This is a genomic window from Gemmatirosa kalamazoonensis (genome assembly GCF_000522985.1).
Taxonomy (GTDB): Bacteria; Gemmatimonadota; Gemmatimonadetes; order Gemmatimonadales; family Gemmatimonadaceae; genus Gemmatirosa; species Gemmatirosa kalamazoonensis.
Genome location: NZ_CP007128.1, coordinates 2,086,369 through 2,103,179, shown reverse-complemented (window position 1 = coordinate 2,103,179; position 16,811 = coordinate 2,086,369). Strand labels below are relative to the sequence as shown.

12 protein-coding genes are annotated in these 16,811 nt (G+C 73.2%); 5 read left to right on the top strand and 7 right to left on the bottom strand.

What is annotated here, in order from left to right:
- Nucleotides 1-41 precede the first annotated feature (41 nt).
- The 3 genes from J421_RS32700 to J421_RS09090 are packed head-to-tail and all read left to right on the top strand — an operon-like array spanning nucleotide 42 to nucleotide 4,304.
- Entirely contained in the window at nucleotides 42-1,178 is a 1,137-nt protein-coding gene (locus J421_RS32700) for an alpha/beta hydrolase family protein (RefSeq protein ID WP_025410867.1), read from the top strand.
- A gap of 7 nt (nucleotides 1,179-1,185) precedes the next feature.
- Complete coding sequence (locus tag J421_RS09095) at nucleotides 1,186-1,755, top strand: ECF-type sigma factor (RefSeq protein WP_104022437.1); 570 nt, start codon at nucleotides 1,186-1,188, stop codon at nucleotides 1,753-1,755.
- On the top strand, nucleotides 1,752-4,304 hold the full coding sequence (locus J421_RS09090; RefSeq protein ID WP_025410865.1) for a serine/threonine-protein kinase: 2,553 nt from the start codon (nucleotides 1,752-1,754) through the stop codon (nucleotides 4,302-4,304). The genes J421_RS09095 and J421_RS09090 overlap by 4 nt, the downstream gene beginning before the upstream one ends.
- Here J421_RS09090 and J421_RS09085 read toward each other — a convergent pair whose 3' ends face one another.
- Entirely contained in the window at nucleotides 4,305-5,726 is a 1,422-nt protein-coding gene (locus J421_RS09085) for a cytochrome-c peroxidase (RefSeq protein WP_104023070.1), read from the bottom strand.
- A 188-nt stretch (nucleotides 5,727-5,914) separates the two neighbouring features.
- Between J421_RS09085 and J421_RS09080 the strand changes: the two genes are divergently transcribed.
- Entirely contained in the window at nucleotides 5,915-7,618 is a 1,704-nt protein-coding gene (locus tag J421_RS09080; protein ID WP_158508711.1) for a sensor histidine kinase, read from the top strand.
- On the opposite strand, the gene J421_RS09075 is transcribed toward J421_RS09080, so the two are convergent.
- The 6 genes from J421_RS09075 to J421_RS09050 form a co-directional block, all read right to left on the bottom strand.
- Nucleotides 7,587-8,051, bottom strand: coding sequence for a hypothetical protein (locus J421_RS09075; protein WP_025410862.1), 465 nt, complete (start codon nucleotides 8,049-8,051; stop codon nucleotides 7,587-7,589). The two genes, J421_RS09080 and J421_RS09075, sit on opposite strands and share 32 nt — an antisense overlap.
- A 224-nt stretch (nucleotides 8,052-8,275) precedes the next feature.
- Entirely contained in the window at nucleotides 8,276-9,670 is a 1,395-nt protein-coding gene (locus J421_RS09070) for a RagB/SusD family nutrient uptake outer membrane protein (protein ID WP_025410861.1), read from the bottom strand.
- A 10-nt stretch (nucleotides 9,671-9,680) separates the two neighbouring features.
- The gene (locus J421_RS09065) at nucleotides 9,681-12,734 is read right to left on the bottom strand and encodes a SusC/RagA family TonB-linked outer membrane protein (RefSeq protein ID WP_025410860.1); all 3,054 of its coding nucleotides are present in this window, start codon (nucleotides 12,732-12,734) and stop codon (nucleotides 9,681-9,683) included.
- Between the two features lie 547 nt (nucleotides 12,735-13,281).
- On the bottom strand, nucleotides 13,282-14,172 hold the full coding sequence (locus tag J421_RS09060; RefSeq protein ID WP_025410859.1) for a LytR/AlgR family response regulator transcription factor: 891 nt from the start codon (nucleotides 14,170-14,172) through the stop codon (nucleotides 13,282-13,284).
- Nucleotides 14,173-14,310: 138 nt separating this feature from the next.
- Entirely contained in the window at nucleotides 14,311-14,772 is a 462-nt protein-coding gene (locus J421_RS09055) for a pyridoxamine 5'-phosphate oxidase family protein (protein WP_025410858.1), read from the bottom strand.
- A 110-nt stretch (nucleotides 14,773-14,882) separates the two neighbouring features.
- Nucleotides 14,883-16,196 (bottom strand): cupredoxin domain-containing protein, encoded by a 1,314-nt coding sequence (locus tag J421_RS09050; protein ID WP_158508709.1) that lies wholly within the window; start codon nucleotides 16,194-16,196, stop codon nucleotides 14,883-14,885.
- A gap of 173 nt (nucleotides 16,197-16,369) precedes the next feature.
- Here J421_RS09050 and J421_RS09045 point away from each other — a divergent pair, with 173 nt between their 5' ends.
- Nucleotides 16,370-16,741: a cupredoxin domain-containing protein gene (locus J421_RS09045; RefSeq protein WP_025410856.1), complete on the top strand. Its 372-nt coding sequence runs from the start codon at nucleotides 16,370-16,372 to the stop codon at nucleotides 16,739-16,741.
- The last annotated feature ends 70 nt before the right edge of the window (nucleotides 16,742-16,811 follow it).

Genomic DNA, 16,811 nt, shown 5'->3' with positions numbered 1-16,811 from the left:
GGCGCCCCCCCGCGCGCCGTCTTCCGCTCCCCGCTCCGCCCATGGCTCACTGCATCCGTCACCGCACCCGCCTCGTCGGCGCGCTGCTCGTCGCCGTCGCGAGCACCGCCGCCGCGCAGAACCCCGCGCCGAGCGCCCCGCGCCGCGGCGCCGACGTGCCGCTCGACTCCGCGCGCGTACGGCTGCTCTACGTCAGCAACCGCCCGGCGGACCTGCCGAAGGCCGACTACGACCGACAGATCGCGCAGAAGCGCGCCACCGACAGCATCTACGCCGCCCGCAGCGCCGGCCTGATGGAGTTCCGCAAGATCACCTACAAGAGCCGCGCGGACGGCATGGAGATCCCGGCCTACCTGTTCGCGCCGCTCGCCAAGCGCGGCACCGGCGGCCACGCGGCGATGGTGTGGGTGCACGGCGGCGTGCACGGCGACTGGGGCACGAGCATGTTCCCGTTCGTGCGCGAGGCCGTGCAGCGCGGCTACGTCGTCGTCACGCCCGACTACCGCGGCAGCACCGGCCACGGCGCCGCCCACTACGAGGCGATCGACTACGGCGGCAAGGAGGTCGACGACGTCATCTCCGCGGTCGACTACCTGAAGACGCTGCCGTACGTCGACATGAACCGGCTGGGCATCATGGGATGGAGCCACGGCGGGTTCATCACCGCGCACACGCTCTATCGCACCGAGCACCCGTTCAAGGCCGGCGCCGCGATCGTGCCGGTCACCAATCTCGTCTTCCGCCTCTCGTACAAGGGCCCCGGCTACCAGCGCGACTACGCCGCGGAGGAGGGGATCGGCGGGCTGCCGTTCGAGAAGCGCGAGGAGTACATCAAGCGCTCGCCCGTCTTCCACGTCGAGAACCTGAAGGTGCCGATCCTCGTGCACGTCGCGACGAACGACGAGGACGTCAACTTCGTCGAGGATCAGCAGATGGTGTACACGCTCCGCGCGCTGAAGCCCGATCTCGCGGAGACGAAGATCTACGTGAACCCCGCACCGTGGGGCAGCAGCGTCGGCCACGCGTTCAGCCGCCGCGTGGACCCGAAGACGCTCGAGCGCGTCGACTCGCCGGAGCAGATCGACTCGTGGAACCGCACGTGGACGTTCTTCGAGTGGAACCTGCGCCCGTACGAGGACCGCTCCAAGCCGCTCCCCCCGGTGCGCACGATGCCGTGAGCTCGCCGTGGACACGCCGCACTCCACGCCGCATTCCACGGAGACGCTGTTCGTCGCGCTGTACGACGAGTTGAAGCGCCTGGCCCACCGCCAGATCAACGCGGTGGACGCGTTCGCGACGCTCCGCACCACGGAGCTGGTCCACGAGGCGTACCTGAAGCTCGGCCGCGGCGACGACACGTCGTGGGAGGGGCGGGCGCACTTCTTCGGCGCGGCGGCGCGCGCGATGCGCCAGGTGCTCGTGGACTTCGCGCGCCGCCGCCGCTCGCTGAAGCGCGGCGGCCCGGACGCGCCCGTGACGCTGCGCGACGACGACGCGGCGCTCGAGCTGCAGCTCGAGGAGCTGCTCGACCTCGACACGGCGCTCGACCAGCTCGACGCCATGAACCCGCGGCTGCGACAGGTCGTCGAGCTGCGCTTCTTCGCCGGCGTGGCCGAGGAGGAGATCGCGCACATGCTCGGCGTGTCGGTCCGCACCGTCGAGCGCGACTGGCTCAAGGCGCGGCTGTTCCTCCTCCGCGAGCTGGATCGGGAGCCGGAGCCGCCTAACGCCGACGAATCCGGAGGCGTCGCATGACGCAGCTCGACCGGTGGCGGCGCGTGGAGCAGGTGCTCGACGCGGCGCTCGCGCGCGAGCCCGCGCAGTGGCCGGCGCTGCTCGACCAGACCTGCGCCGGCGATCCGGATCTGCGGCGCGAGGTCGAGTCGCTGCTCGACCGACTCGGCACGGCGCGGCGCTTCCTCGACGCGCCGCCGATCGGCGCGGCCGCGGCGGCGATGGCCGAGCGGCGCGCGGAGGCGTACGCGGCGCCCGCGCAGGAGGGGCGGCGCGTCGGCGCGTACCGGCTCGTGCGCGAGATCGGCCGCGGCGGCATGTCGCGCGTATTCCTGGCCGAGCGCGCCGATGGACAGTTCGACCAGCGCGTCGCGTTGAAGCTGCTGCGCCCCGGCCTCGACGCCGACATCGACCGCGAGCGGTTCCGCGCCGAGCGCCAGATCCTCGCGACGCTGAACCACCCGAACGTCGCGCGCCTGCTCGACGGCGGCATGACCGACGACGACCAGCCGTATCTCGTCCTCGAGCACGTCGACGGCGTCCCCATCGATCGCTACTGCGCGGCGCGCTCGCTCTCCGTCGCCGAGCGCGTGCGGCTCTTCCTCCCCGTCGTCGAGGCGACGCAGTACGCGCACCGCAGCCTGGTCGTGCACCGCGACCTGAAGCCGTCGAACGTGCTCGTCACCGACGACGGCACGCCGAAGCTGCTCGACTTCGGGCTCGCGAAGCTGCTGCAGGACGGCACCACGCCGGTGGTCGGCGCCTACGCGCCGCCCAGCACGCGCGCGGGACACCGATGGATGACGCCGGAGTACGCGGCGCCCGAGCAGATCCGCGGCGAGCCGGTGACGACGCTGACCGACGTGTATCAGTTGGGCGCCCTGCTCTACGAGCTGCTCGCCGGCCGGCTCCCGTTCGGCGCGCGCGTCGGCCGCGAGGGCGGCGAGCGCGCGCTGGAGGACGCGATCCTGCGCGGCGACCCGCCGCCGCCGTCCGCGGTGGCGGCGACCGACGACGCGCGCCGTGCGCTGCGCGGCGATCTCGACGCCATCGTGCTGAAGGCGCTGCGCAGGGAGCCGGAGCGCCGGTATGCGTCGGCCGCCGCGCTGCTCGACGACCTGCAGCGGCTGCGCGATGGACGCCCCGTGCTCGCGCGGCCCGACGACGCGTGGTACCGCGTGCGCAAGTTCTGCGTGCGGCACCGCGGGGGCGTCGCCGCCGCGTTCGGGATCGGCGCGCTGGCGACGGCGTACGTGAGCACCGTCGTCGTCGGCCGCGCGCGGATCCAGCGCGCGCTCGTCGAGGCCACGGTGAACGCCCACAAGGCGGAGCAGGTCACCGACTTCATGCTCGGCCTGTTCGAGGCGAGCGAGAGCGGCAAGGCGCTCGGCGACACCGTGACGGCGCGGGCGCTGCTCGGTCGCGGCCTGGCGCGCGCCCGCGAGCTCTCCGGGCAGCCCGAGCTCCGCGCGCAGATGCTCGACGTGATCGGGCGCGTCCACACGCAGCTCGGCGACTACGACGAGGCGCGTCCACTGCTCGACGAGGCGCTCGCGATCCGGCGCCGGCTCCACGGCGAGAATCACGTGGACGTCGCGAACTCCCTGGAGCACCTCGCCGACGTGTACGAGAACAAGCAGGAGCTGCCGGAGACGATCCGGCTGCGCCGCGAGGTGCTGGCCGTCAGGCGCACGCTCGGCGGCGAGCGGGACCCGAAGACGGTCGACGCGCTCTACGACCTCGCGGTCGACCTGCACCAGGCGGGCGACGCGCGCACCGCGGTGCCGCTGTTCGATCGATGGCTGTCGCTCATCGCGCGTCAGCCGCGCGAGATCACGCCGGCCCGCGCCGCGCGGCTGACCGGCGCGGCGAACCTGTTGAACTACCGCGGCGACTTCGTGCGCGCCGAGCCGCTGTACCGCCAGGCGCTCGCCGTCACCCGCGCGTTCTACGGTGAGCGGCACCCGGCGGTGACCGCGAACCTCATCGAGCTCGGCATGTCGTTAGGCGAGCACGATCGCCACGACGAGGCCCAGGCGCTGCTCCGCGAGGCGGTCGACATCCTGCGCGCGGCGCACCCGCAGGGACATCCGGATCTCTCGGTGGCGCTGCGCAACCTGGGCGTCGAGCTCGCGCGGGCGAAGCGCTATCGCGAGGCCGAGCCCGTGCTGCGCGAGGCGCTGCAGATGAACCGGCGGTTCCTCGGGCCCGATGCGATCGACGTCGGCGTGCTGGACGTCGACCTCGCGAGCGTGCTGACCCAGAACGACCAGGCCGACGAGGCGGTGGCGCTGAGCCGCGACGCGCTGCGCGTCTTCCGCTCGCAGCTGGGCGAGAAGAGCGCCATGGTCGCGAACGCGCGCGTCCACCTCGGCGACGCCCTGCGCGCGCAGGGACGCCTCGCCGAGGCGGAGCCGCTGCTGCTCGCCGGCTACGAGCGCTTCCGCGTCGACAACGTCATCACCCGACAGTGGCGCCTCTACGCCCTCGCCGCGCTCGTGCGGTTCTATACCGCGGCGAAGCGCGACGCCGAGGCCGCGAAGTACCGCGCGCTGCTTCCGCCGGACTGATCACGGCCGCGGCACGCGCAATCCGCTCGGCACGCGCTCCGGCGTGAGCGACGAGAGGTTGCGCGCCGCGTCGTCGGTCAGCGCGGACATGTAGGCCATCAGCTTGTTCACGACGTCGTCGCCGAACACGACGCCGTTCAGCAGCGTGTCGCGCGTCGCGAGGATGCGCGACGCCGTCGCCAGCAGCGACCCGCGCAGCCCCGCGTCGAGCGACGCGCCGTCGAAGCTCTGCAGCTTCAGGTCCGACTGGCTGTAGTGCGCGACGAACGCCCGCAGCGACGTGACCGCGCCGTCGTGGCCGTACGGCGCGGTGAGCTCCACGTTGCGCAGCGGCGTCGTGCGGAAGCGGTACCGGTCGGCGGCGAGCCCCGTCACGTTCATGCGCCCGAAGTCGTCGCGCCCCCCGTCGCCGTTCCCCTCGCCGGGGCCGATCTGCGCCACCGCGACGTTGTGGAACTGGTCGTCGCTGAACGTCGCGCCGTCGTGGCACACGGAGCACTTCAGCGACAGGAACGTCTGCGCGCCGTCGAGCTGCGCGGTGGTGAGCGCGCGGTCGTCGCCGGCGAGGAAGCGATCCCACGGCGTGTTCGTGAACGTCAGCTTGTCCACGATGAAGCCGCCGATCGCGTTCGACGCGTGCGCGAACGTCATCTGGTCGAACCGCGTGCCCGGGTACGCGGCCTCGAACATCGCGCGGTACTGCGGGATCGCGCCGAGCCGCCGCATGAGCGCGGCCCAGATGCCGCGCAGGTCGGTGTCGGCGACCATGCCGACCTCGTTCTCGCGGCCGGCGCGCATCTCTGCCCGGCTCGTGACGGGGAACATGCCTAACGCGGAGATCGGGCCGAACTCGAACGTGCGCTGCATCTCCGCCGTGACCTGCGCGCCGGCCGGCGTCTGCACGCGCCCGTCGGGGCCGAGCTGCACGCGGCCGTCCCAGAACAGGTGCTTCATCGCGCCGAGGGCGAACATCGGCGGCGCGTTGCGCGGGATGAGCGTCCCCGCGGGGTGCAGCCGCGACGGCCCGAACCCCGAGCCGCCCTGACCGATCGACAGCGAGCGGCCGTCGCCGGTGGAGAAGCCCGGCAGGTGGCAGGTGGCGCACGCGATGTCGCGGTTGCCGCTCAGGATCGGGTCGAACAGCAGCGCGCGGCCGAGCGCGACGAGCGCGGGCCGCACCGGCGCCGGACGACGCAGCGGCACGATGCCGCGCGACGCCGCGAGCTGCCGCACGATCGCCGCCGTCGCCACCGCATTCTCGGCGGACGTCATCACGCCGCCCGACGCGACGCTGGCCGACGCGGCCCCCGGCGCGCGCGTCCGGGCCGGCTCGGTGGGACGCTCGGCGCAGGCGGCGAGCGTGCATGCGGCAGCGACGACGGCGGCGACGACGGCGACGGGCGACGACACAGGGCGACGCATGGGGCGGCTCCGGGAATCGCAGGGGACGACGCGGCACTCCGCGACCGGCGCGGGGCCGTTCTCCGACGGCGTCTGCTCATACGACAATCCGCGGCCGCATCCGCCATCCGACCCGTCGGGCGACGAAGCGGCCGTCCGGTGCGCCGCACCGCACCCCCTTACGCGCGCTTCGTCCCATCGTTCCGCGCATGAGCCCTTTCCCGTCCCTGCGCTGGCCGCGCTGGCCGGCGGCCGCCCAACGACGCGCGCTGCTGTGGGCCGCCGGCTGGGTGGCGTACGGTGCGGCGCTCGCCGGGCTGCGGCTCGCGCTCGACCGCGCGCCGGCGCCGGTGGCCGCGCGCTGGGTGCTGCCGACCGCGCTCGCCCTCGCGCTCGCGTGGATCGCGCTCACGCCCGTCGTCGCGCGCGTGGACCTCGCGGTGCGACGCGCCCGTCTGCCGTGGCGCCCCACGCTGCTGCTCCACGGCGCGCTCGCGCTCGCGGCGTGGCTGGTGCTCTCCATCGTGCGGCGCGGCGTGCTCGCCGCGCTGCTGCCCGCGGCGCCGCGGTACTGGCCGCTCGCCGTCGCCGAGGTGGACCTCGACCTCGGCACGTACGCGCTCATGCTCGCGCTGCTTCGCGCCGTCACCACGCACCGCGAGCTCGTACGCCGCACGCGCCGCGCGCTGCAGCTCGAGACCGAGCTGGCGCGCGCTCGGCTCGACTATCTGCAGCGGCAGCTTCGCCCGCACTTCCTGTTCAACGCGCTGAACGCCATCGCGCAGCTCGCGCGCGACGCGCCGACGACGTCGGCGAACATGATGCGCCACCTCGCCGAGCTACTGCGCGCCGCCACCGTGGCCACGGACGTGCCCGAGGTGACGGTGCGCGACGAGCTGGCGACGCTCGCGTCGTACGTCGCGATCGAGCGGCTGCGCTTCGGCGACCGGCTCGACATCACCCAGCGCGTGGATCCCGCGGCGTGGTCCGCGCTGCTGCCGCCGCTCCTGCTGCAGCCGCTCGTGGAGAACGCCGTGCGCCACGGGCTGCGACACGGCGGCCGGGTGCACGTCGACGTCGCGGTCGTCGGCGAGACGCTGCGTGTGACGGTGGAGAACGGCGCCGCGGAGCAGGCGTCGCCCGACGTGTCGATGGGCGCGTCGATGACGTCGACCGGCGGGCACGGCATCGGGCTGCCGAACACGCGCGCGCGGCTCGCCCAGCTCTACGGCGCGCGCTACGGGCTCGCGTTAGGCACCGACGCGACGGGCCGCACCACGGTCACCATCGAGCTGCCGTGGCACGACGTGCCCGAGCGCGAGGTCGCGGAGCTCGACGACCCCGCGGGCCCCCCCGACCCCACCGGTCTCACCGGCGAGCATCCGGTGCCCCCGCAGCGCCCCGCGCCTAACGTGCCGCTGCTGTGGCCCGCCGTGATCGGCGTCGGCGCGGTGTGGACGGCGCAGGATCTCGCGCGGCTCGCGCTGCGTCCGGCCGTCACGGGGGTGGCGGGCGCCGCGCCCGGAGGTGACCGCATCGTCGTCGCCGTGATGCTCGTCGCCGCGCTCGTCGCGTGGGGCTACGCGCGCGGCGTGCGCGCGTGGTACAGCGAGCGCGCGCTCGCCTCGGCGCGGCTGGAGCGGGAGATCGAGCGCACTCGGCTGCAGTCGCTCACGCTCGACGTGCGCCCGCCGTTCATCCTCTGGCTGCTCGACCGCGCGGCGCGCGTGGTGGTGTCCGACCCGCCGCGCGGCGAGCGGATCGCCGAGCGCACCGCCGACCTGCTGCGGATGCTGCTCGACGCCTCCGGCCGCACGCGGCTGACCCCCGACGAGGAGCGCGCGCTCGCCGCGATGACCGACGAGCTGCGCGCCCTCGCGACTATCGAGCGTTGTAGCGCCACTGGAGGATGATGGCCCCCGCCGGGTGCCGCCGGCCGAGCAGCGCCGACTCCTCGCCCGCGGTCAGCCGCCGTATCTCGATCACGTCGTCGGCGCGCACGCTCACGAGGTAATCGGGCCCGCCGAGGAACGCGCCGCGCGAGTCGTACACGCCGAAGCGGTCGAGCGACTGCGTCGGAACGAGCCCGAAGTCGCCCCGCGGCAGCTCGCCGCGCACCATCTGCGGCCACCGCTGCGACACGACGTCGGTCAGTCGCTGGTCGCGCGGCAGCGACGCGGCGGCGATGACGTACGAGTCGCGGGACGTCGTCACGAGCTTCGGCAGCGTCGTCCCCTGCTCGAACAACGCCCCCGACGAGAGCCCCCCGCTCGCGCACGCGGCGAGCGCGGACAGCGTCGAGGTGGCGAGGACGGCGCGGGCGAAGGACTGTAGCGTCGGGCGCATCGGGAAGAACCTCCGTCGAGGGGTGAGCCGGTGTTCTGGACATCACCCTAGGGCCCGGCGCCGCCGATCTCTCCGCCCGCGCGACGGAACGTCCGTCCGGTGCGACGAAGCGGCTGCGGGACTACGACACCTGAGTGGCTGCGTGGCTGCGTGACACCGACGTACTCACGCAGCCACGCAGCCACGCAGCCACGCAGCCACGCAGCCACGCAGCCACGCAGCACTCACGCGTTGCGGTCGATGCACCCCTTGTTCGGGATCCGCTCCCCGGTCCGCGGCGTGTTCGGGTTGTTCCCCTCGTCGATCGGGATCGGGAGGTTCACGTCGGTGCCGTACGTGCCGGTGCGCCCGTTCGACAGGTAGTTGCCCGACGGGAACACGCTCGACGCGGGGCGCGCGTACTGTCGCACGAGGCGGCGCATGTCGCCCAGGCGGTGCGACGTGCCGAACAGCCAGAACGCCCGCTCGCGGAACAGCAGGTCGCGCGCGGCATCCTGCGTCGCCGGCACGGCGAGCGGCACGAGCGCGGAGAAGTCCTGCTCGAACCCCGTCGGCAGGTCGGCCGGCACCCGCTGCTCGCGCGCCGTCGGATCCGCGCGGAGCGCGTTCAGCGTCGCCGTCATCCCCGCGCGGTCGCCGCGCCGGAGCTGCGCCTCGGCCACGATGAGCTTCGCCTCGATGCCGTCGGCGAGCACGGTCAGCGACGAGCGATCGGGGTACTTCAGCTGCAGCGGCGACGGGCCGTTGTCGAAGCCTAACGCGCCGGCGTCGAACGGCACGCGCGGATCCTCCGCGGTCACGAAATCGAGCCCGTTGCCGCCCTCGCGGTCGGCCACGCCCCACCGCCCCTCGTTCGCCGTCAGCTCCCACACGCCGTTGTACTGGCGCGCCGAATTGCTCGACGACTCGATGATCCACTGGAACCCGATCGGCACGCTCGCCACCGCCGCCGCGGCGTCGTCGAACCGCCCGAGGTCGAGCAGCGCGCGCCCGCGTCCGACCTGCGCCAGCGCGCGCTGGTCCGCCGAGATGCCCGGGATCGCGAGCGCCGAGTCGAACTTCGCGATCGCGCTGCCGAACATCTGCGACGTCGTCTGCGGCTGGCCGTACGTGATCTGGTTGTTCTCGTCGAGCGTGCTGAACGGCACGCCGGAGCAGTAGTTCTCGCCGAACAGCGTGTACGAGAAGCCGGCCAGCGTGAGCGCGTCGATCCGCCCCGACGCGTTCGGCTGGTTGAACTTCACGTACTGCGCCGACGCGCGCTCGGCGGCCGCGCGGGCGCGCGACAGGTCGAGGAAGATCCCCGCCATCGTGCCGTTCTCCGACTGCACCTGGCGCCGGTCGACGTCGAAGCGCGACGCGAACGATTCGGTCTGGATGAACTCGTCCGTGAACAGCCCCGCGATGTTCGCCTGTCCCTCGTTGCCGAGGCCCGTGCCGCTGAACGCGGTCTGGAAGTCGCTCTGCGCGCCGGCGAGGAACACGGGCAGGCTCGTCGAGTCGCTCACCGCCGTGGGGCGGACCACGTCCTGGTCCGTCACCCGCAGCAGCGAGTCGGTGTTGCACGCCGTCCCCAGCGCCAGCGCGGCCGCGCCTAACGCCCGATAGGTGTTGCGCATGGTGCGAGGGTCAGAAGGTGAGGTTCAGGCGCGCCGTCCACGTGCGGACCGGGGGCACCGTGAGGAAGTCGGCCGACGTGAAGTTCGATCCCGGCGTCGACGTGATCTCCGGATCGAAGCCCGTGTACTTGGAGCTGAGCCACAGGTTGCGGCCGGCCACCGTGAAGCTCGCGGCGCTCGTGCGCAGCATCCGCGCGATGCGCGGCGACGCGGAGAGCGTGAACGTCAGCTCGCGCAGCTTCGTGAAGCTGCCGTCCTCGACGAACCCCGCGTCGGTGCCGTAGACCGCGGCCGCGATCGCGCGCGCCTGGTCGGCGAGCGGCGCCGTCGGGTCGGCGATCGCGAGGCAGTTCCCGAGCACGCAGCGGTAGCGCTCCGTGAGGTTGTAGACCTTGTAGCCGGCGCGGTGGCTCACCAGCGCCTGCACGCGCAGCCGCTGGAACAGCGTCACCGCCGGCGTGAGCTGCCACTCGCGGCGCGGCAGCGGGTTGCCGAGGTAGACGGTCGTGTCGCCCGCCGTGACCTCGGAGCGCGCGATCATGCCGTCGTGGTTCGCGTCGGCGAACGTGTACGGCACCGCCCAGTAGCCGCCGGCGGGATAGCCCGGCCGGTGCTGCTGCACCGCGCCCGCGCCCGCGTTGAACGTGATCGGCGACACGCCGGCGCCGAGGTTCAGCAGCTCGTTGTCGTTCGTCGAGCCGCCCACCGTCAGCTCCACGCCTAACGGACGCGTGTCGAGCAGCTTGCCCGAGAGCTGCACCTCGAACCCGCGGTTGCGCAGCGAGCCGAGGTTCTGGAAGCGCTGCGCCACCGACCCCACCGACGGCGCCACCGGCAGCTGCACGAGCGCGTCGTCCGTCCGCTTCGTGTAGTAGGTGAGCTGCGCGCTCACGCGGCCGTTCAGGAAGCCGAGGTCCGCGCCCGCCTCGGTCTCGCCCGTGCGCTCCGGCTTCAGCGCCGGGTCACCGAGCCCACCGTTCGCGAACGAGATCGCGCCCACCTCCTGCCCCGACACGCGCACCGCGTACGGGCTGTAGTACGTGATCGCGTTGCGGAAGTCCGGCTTCTGCCCCGAGCGGCCGTACGCCGCGCGCACCCGCGCCGAGCTGAGGCCGGGCACGCGCGGGAAGAACGGCTCGTCGCTGAGGACCCACGACGCGTTCACGCTCGGGTACCACACGAAGCCGAGGTTCTGGCCGAACGCGCTGTTCCGGTCGCCGCGGACCGCGCCGGTGACGAACAGCCGGTCGCGCCACGCGAGCTGCTGCTGCACGAACGCGCCGAGCAGCACGTTGTCGGTGTTGAACTCGCTCACCGCGAACCGCGCGCTCGTGCCGGAGAGGGAGCTCGTGCCCGGCGTGAGCACGGCGCCGAACGCGTTCGTCCCGTGGAACGTCACGCGCGAGTACTGCCCACCGACCTGCGACGTCGACGTCAGCGACGCGCTGGGATGGAACGTGGCGTTCAGCGACCCCTGCGCCGTGTAGTTGTAGTTCTGCATCGGGTCGGAGTCGGCGCTCCCCTGCGGCAGGTCGCCGAAGCCGACGCGGTTCGGCTGGATCGCCTGGTAGCTGACCTGATTGAAGTAGTCGAGCCCCAGCACGCCCGCGGCGCCGAGCCAGGGCAGCAGCTGCGCGTTCGTCGTCACCGACGTGAGAAAGCGGTCGGTGCGCTGCCGGATGCTGAGGTTCTCGAGGATGTCGGGCGTGAAGCCGGAGAAGAACCCGCCGCTGAGCGAGTCGCGCGACAGCGGCCGGCCGAGCAGCGCCACCGACAGCAGCCCGAGCACGCTGTTGTCGTTCACCGGCAGCTGCAGTCGGTCGCCGACGTAGCCGGTGTTCACCTGCACGTTCCAGTTGTCGCGCAGGTCGGCGCGCACGTTCGCGCGAAAATCGGTGCGGCGGTCGTTGTTGGTCTGCTGCACGCCCGCCTCGCGTTGCACGTCGCCGGAGACGTAGAACGTCGTGCGCTCCGTGCCGCCCGACACGCTGCCCCCGCCGCTGAACCGCTCGCCCGTGCGGAACGGGCTGTTGTCGCGCAGCGGGTTGAGCGACACGATGTGGTCGACCGTGCACAGCCCGCGCGTGCGCGAGTCGATCGTGCACGGCCCGCGGCGTCCGTTCGACGCGAACGTGCCGAGCGCGCCGTAGTTCGACGGGAAGTCCGTCGTCTGCTTCAGCGACCCCGTCTCGCCGAACGCGCTCCACACCGTGCGCCCGGCGCGGCCGCGCTTCGTCGTCACCTGGATCACGCCGTTCGCCGCTGCGGTGCCGTACAGCGCCACGCCGGCGGGGCCGCGGATCACGTCGATCGACTCGATGTCCTCGGGGTTGAGGTCGTTCAGCCGCGACACGACCTGACCCGCCGTGCTGACGTTCGTCGCCGGGCCGCCGCCCGGAACCTGCCGGTCGCCGACGTCGTTGTTCGCCCGCACGCCGTCGATGATGAGCAGCGGCTCGTTGCTGAGCGAGATCGAGTTCGCGCCGCGGATGCGGATGCGCGACCCCGTGCCGGTGCTCCCCGACGCCTGCTGCACGTAGACGCTCGGCGCGCGCGAGTTCAACACGTCGGTGATGTTGCCGGCGGCGGCGAGCTCGCTCGTCGTCGGTGCGATGGTGGCGACGGTGTTGCCGGTCTCGCGCTGGCGGATGGTGTTGCCCGTCGCCGTCACGCTCACGACGTCGAGCGTCACGGCGGTCGCGTTCAGCCCGAAGTCCGCCGTCGTCGTCTGCCCCGCGGTCACGCTCACGATCTGCGACGTCGCGGCGTAGCCGATGCGCAGCGCCCGCAGCGGGTGCGCGCCCGCGGGGACGCCGGCGATGCGGTACACGCCCTGGTCGTTCGTGAGCGTTCCGCGCGTCGTGCCGATGAGCACCACCTGCGCGCCGGCGAGCGGCTGCTGCGAGCCGCGGTCCAGCACGCGTCCGGTGATGACGCCGGTGCCGGACGGTGCAGGCTGCGTGGACGACGTGGCCGGCGGCTGCGCCGGCGCGGGCGTCGCGAGCGCGGACGTCGCGAGCGCGACGGCGGCGCACGCGAGCAGCCCTCGGAAGAGCGCGGTCATGATGCCTCCTGCAGTGGGAGTGCGAACGACGCGTGACGCGTGACGAGTGGCGCGTCCGATCGCGTTGGACATCCCCACGGTACGGCGGCGTCACCGGGCGGCGCCTAACGGCGTGCGCGCCTAACGCGGATGATCACGCGTCGCGCCAGGTGACGAATGCACGCCGCCGCGGGGCGAACGGTACGCGTCGAGGGCAGAACGGCGGCGGGGCGGGCCAAGTCGCGCCGGGCCGCCGACGACACGTCGGCGAGTCGCGCCGCGTTCCGTCGACGGGCGGCGCCGGCTCATCGCGCGTTTCGGCCGTCTCGCCGACTCGCGCGGCCGTCTCGTCGCTCCGTCCCACCGCGGCCCCGCCGCGCCGCGTAACGTCACGCTGGCGCCATCCGCCCGCGCGGGACTCCACGTACGAGATCGCGTGGGACTGAAGAAGGACTGAAGAGGGACTGAAGAAGGACCAACAACGAAGACGTTGTGGTTGGTCCTTCTTCAGTCCTCCTTCAGTCCTTCTTCAGTCCTACGAACACACGTACGTGGAGCCGTGCCCGCCTCACAGCCCCTGCCCCAGCGCCGCCTCGAGCCGCGCCCGGTACGTGCGGCTCAGCTTGAGCCGCGTGCCGTCGTGCAGCACCACGACGTACTCGCCGTGGAAGTACGGCTCCAGCTCCCGGATGCGGCTCGTCCGCACGATCGTCGACCGGTGGATGCGCACGAACGCCGTCGGGTCGAGCTGCTGCTCCAGCTCGGCCAGCGTCGCGCGGTGCAGCCGCGACACCTTCCCCGTCCATACGCGCACGTAGTCGCCGTCCGACTGCAGCCAGTCGACCTGCGCCACGTCCACGATCTCGATCTTCTGCAGCGAGCGCACGAGGATCTGCTTCAGGAACGGCGCTCGGCCCGTGCCGTTCTCCGGCGCCGCCGGCTCGGCGCCGGGCCAACCGGCGCCTAACGACGGCGGCGCCGCCGCGTCGCCGCGTGGGGCGAGCCGCGCGCGCACGCGCTCCAGCATCTGCCGGAAGCGCTCGTCGCTCACCGGCTTCAGCAGGTAGTCCAGCGCGTCGTGCTCGAACGCCGCGAGCGCGTGCTCGTGGTGCGCCGTCACCAGCACGAGCGCGGGAAGCACGCCCACGCCGACCGAGCGCACGACCTGCAGCCCGTCGAGGTCGGGGAGATGCAGGTCGAGCAGCAGGAGGTCGGGACGCAGCCGCCGCACCGCCTCCACGGTGTCCGCGCCGGAGGCGCACTCGGCCAGCGGAGCGACGCCGGCGTGGCGCAGGAGCAGCGTCCGCATGCGCGCTCGCGCCAGCGGCTCGTCGTCGGCGACGAGCACGCGCAGCGGCGCGGCCGGCGACTCGTTAGGCACCACGGCGCCCATCGGGGCGAGCGCGGCGAGATCCGGCCGGGTGGGCTCCGGTCGGGCGAGGGGCGACGTGTGCGGCATGGGGGCGTCGGCGTGGCGTGTCCGTACCCCTGAGACACGCTCGCCCGCGTCGAAAGTTTCGGCGCTTGACGGGGCGTGCCCCCGCCGCCGCGAGCCGCGCGGCACGGGGGACGAATCGGCCGCCGCGCTGCCCGCGCGCTATCCGACGGCGGCGATGCGTCCCGTCATCCGGTCGATGTCGAGCCGCAGCACCACGTCGCGCCCGCGCACCGGGTCGTCCGCCGTGAGGGCATCCGGCTCGATCGCGCGCAGCAGATCGACGGCGCGACGGCGCAGCGCGCGCTGCGCCGCCGTGCCGCGCGCGCGCACCGCGTACACCGTGCCGTGCACCACCACGCTCCGCCAGTCGTACGTGTCGCGCACGTCGTCCACCTCGAACGCCACCCACGGGCTGTGACGGAGCGCGAGCAGCTTCGTGCCCGGCGCCGTTCGCAGGTAGATCGCCGCGCCGTCGAACACGTAGTGGATCGGCCGCACGTCCACGTGGCCGCGCCACGCGAACGCGAGTCGCCCCACGCGCTGCTCGCCCAGCAGCGCCCGCATCTCCACCGGCGTGAGCTCGCGGAACCTCGGGCGCCGCGCCGACCTCGCCGTCTGCATGAGATCCTCCCGGAATCGCGCGCCCCACGATGGCGCGCGGCGCGACCGCCGGGTGTCGGGGACGCGCGCACGCGGCGTCGGGGGATCCGCTACGCCGCGCGTTAGGCGCGCTACCTCACGACGACGACGCCCTTCATGAACGGGTGCGGCGTGCAGTGGAACGTGTACGTCCCCGGCTTCGTGAACGTGCGCGCGTACCGCTTGCCCGGGTCGATCAGCCCCGAGTCGAAGCTGCCGTTGTCCGCCACGATGGAGTGCTGCAGCGGCGCGTTGTTCGTCCAGATCACCGTCGTCCCGGCTGCCACCTCGATCCGCGTCGGCGCGAACTCCAGCTGCCGCATCGTCGCGCGCACCGTATCCCGCCGCGCCGGCGCGGCCGCGCTCGTCGGCCTCGGCGTCGTGCGCGGCGCGGTCGGCGTCGGGGCCGCCGCCGCGGGTGCGGGGGTCGCCGTCGCCGTCGGCATCGGCGTCGGGGTCGGCGTCGCCGGCGCGTCCTTCGTCACCGGGATCGGCGCGGTCGGCGTCGGCGCGGCGGGCTCGGTCGGCGTCGGCGTCGGCGTGACGGGCACCGGCGCCGGCTCGGGCGTCGCGGCCACCGCGGCCGCCGGCGGGGTCGAGTCGCTCGCGGCGGCCACCACCGGCGCCGACTTCGGGCGCAGCGCCGGGATGTAGCGCGCGAGCGTGATCGGCACCGTGTACTCGAAGCCCCACCGCGTGTGCCGCGTGCCGAGCGAGAGCCCTTCCAGCGTGGCCGTCACCGTGTTCGTCGCGTAGATCGACAGCGAGTGCGGCGTCGTCGGGATGCCGAACATCAGCCCCCCGCTCCACCCGATCCGCTCGCCGGTGCGGCGCTGGTGCATGGAGTTCACGTCGCCCGCCGCGGCGAGCCACTTCATCAGCTTCAGGTTCACGCCCCCGCCGTAGCCGAGCCGCGCGTCGCCCTCGCCGAACGCGTTGCTGAACCCGCGCGCCGCGCCGAGCAGCCGCAGCGCGCCGAAGCTGCGCGCGATCCCCAGCTCCCCGTCCGTGCTCGCCGCGCCCACGTTGTGGCCGAGGTGCAGCGTGACGTCCGCCACCTTGTTGCCGGGCCGGAACGGCATGTTGCGCAAGAAGAACTCCCACTCGTTAGGCCGCAGGGCGACCACCTCGGAGCTCGTCGAGTACGCGAAGCCCAGCGACGTGCGCGCCGGCATCCCCGCCGCGACGAAGAACGTCGGCGTGTTCGAGATCTGATGCTGCGGCGGTCCGCTCTCCGTGAACCGGTGGATGAAGTTGAACTGGATCGTCCACGGGTCGTTCACCCAGTTCGTGACCATGTTCGGCGTCCGTCGCAGCACGGAGCCTTGCGGGTCCTGCGCGCCGGCGGCGAGCGGAAGGGCGAGGAGCAGCGCCGAGATCCGACGCGGGGCGGTGAAGCGCGGCATGAGTGCGGAGGTGAGATGGTGGCGCGGGGTCGCGGTCATCGCACCGAGGACCGACCGAGCGGGGGACGTATTCCCGTCGGAATAGCGCTGCGCGTCGCGCCGTCAGTACCCGTGATTCCGAGCCGTCACCCGCGTCCATGCCCATCCAGCGAATCCCTTCGAGGCGAGCCCGCATGCGCCGAATCCCTCTCCTCACAGCAGTCGCGCTCGTCGCCACGGCGTGCTTCAGCGAGAAGCCCGAGCCCCTGGAGCCGGGCGCGCCGAGCACCGGCGCCGTCACCGCCTCCTCCACCGCGAACTCGTTCACGCCGCAGATCCTCAACGTGCTGCAGGGCGGCACGGTCACCTGGACGTTCGGCACCCGCCCGCACAACGTGACGTTCGTCCAGACCGCCGGCGCCCCGCAGAACGTCCCGACGACGACGAGCAACACCGCGTCGCGCACGTTCGCGTCGCCCGGCACGTTCGCCTACGTGTGCACGCTGCACGCGGGCATGGTCGGCACCGTGAACGTCGTGCCGGCGCCGACGCAGCCGACGCGTTAGGCGGTCGGACGGTCCCCCGGGGCCACGCCCCGGGGGTAGCGCGGAGGCGGGCGCATCGGTTTCGTGGAGA

What these genes read in the sequence shown, in the direction of transcription:
- J421_RS09070 (WP_025410861.1), bottom strand. Translation starts at nt 9,670, where the DNA reads ATGCGCAACACCTATCGGGCGTTAGGCGCGGCCGCGCTGGCGCTGGGG.
- J421_RS09085 (WP_104023070.1), bottom strand. Translation starts at nt 5,726, where the DNA reads ATGCGTCGCCCTGTGTCGTCGCCCGTCGCCGTCGTCGCCGCCGTCGTC.
- J421_RS32700 (WP_025410867.1), top strand. Translation starts at nt 42, where the DNA reads ATGGCTCACTGCATCCGTCACCGCACCCGCCTCGTCGGCGCGCTGCTC.
- J421_RS09065 (WP_025410860.1), bottom strand. Translation starts at nt 12,734, where the DNA reads ATGACCGCGCTCTTCCGAGGGCTGCTCGCGTGCGCCGCCGTCGCGCTC.
- J421_RS09045 (WP_025410856.1), top strand. Translation starts at nt 16,370, where the DNA reads ATGCGCCGAATCCCTCTCCTCACAGCAGTCGCGCTCGTCGCCACGGCG.
- J421_RS09060 (WP_025410859.1), bottom strand. Translation starts at nt 14,172, where the DNA reads ATGCCGCACACGTCGCCCCTCGCCCGACCGGAGCCCACCCGGCCGGAT.
- J421_RS09075 (WP_025410862.1), bottom strand. Translation starts at nt 8,051, where the DNA reads ATGCGCCCGACGCTACAGTCCTTCGCCCGCGCCGTCCTCGCCACCTCG.
- J421_RS09080 (WP_158508711.1), top strand. Translation starts at nt 5,915, where the DNA reads ATGAGCCCTTTCCCGTCCCTGCGCTGGCCGCGCTGGCCGGCGGCCGCC.
- J421_RS09050 (WP_158508709.1), bottom strand. Translation starts at nt 16,196, where the DNA reads ATGCCGCGCTTCACCGCCCCGCGTCGGATCTCGGCGCTGCTCCTCGCC.
- J421_RS09090 (WP_025410865.1), top strand. Translation starts at nt 1,752, where the DNA reads ATGACGCAGCTCGACCGGTGGCGGCGCGTGGAGCAGGTGCTCGACGCG.
- J421_RS09055 (WP_025410858.1), bottom strand. Translation starts at nt 14,772, where the DNA reads ATGCAGACGGCGAGGTCGGCGCGGCGCCCGAGGTTCCGCGAGCTCACG.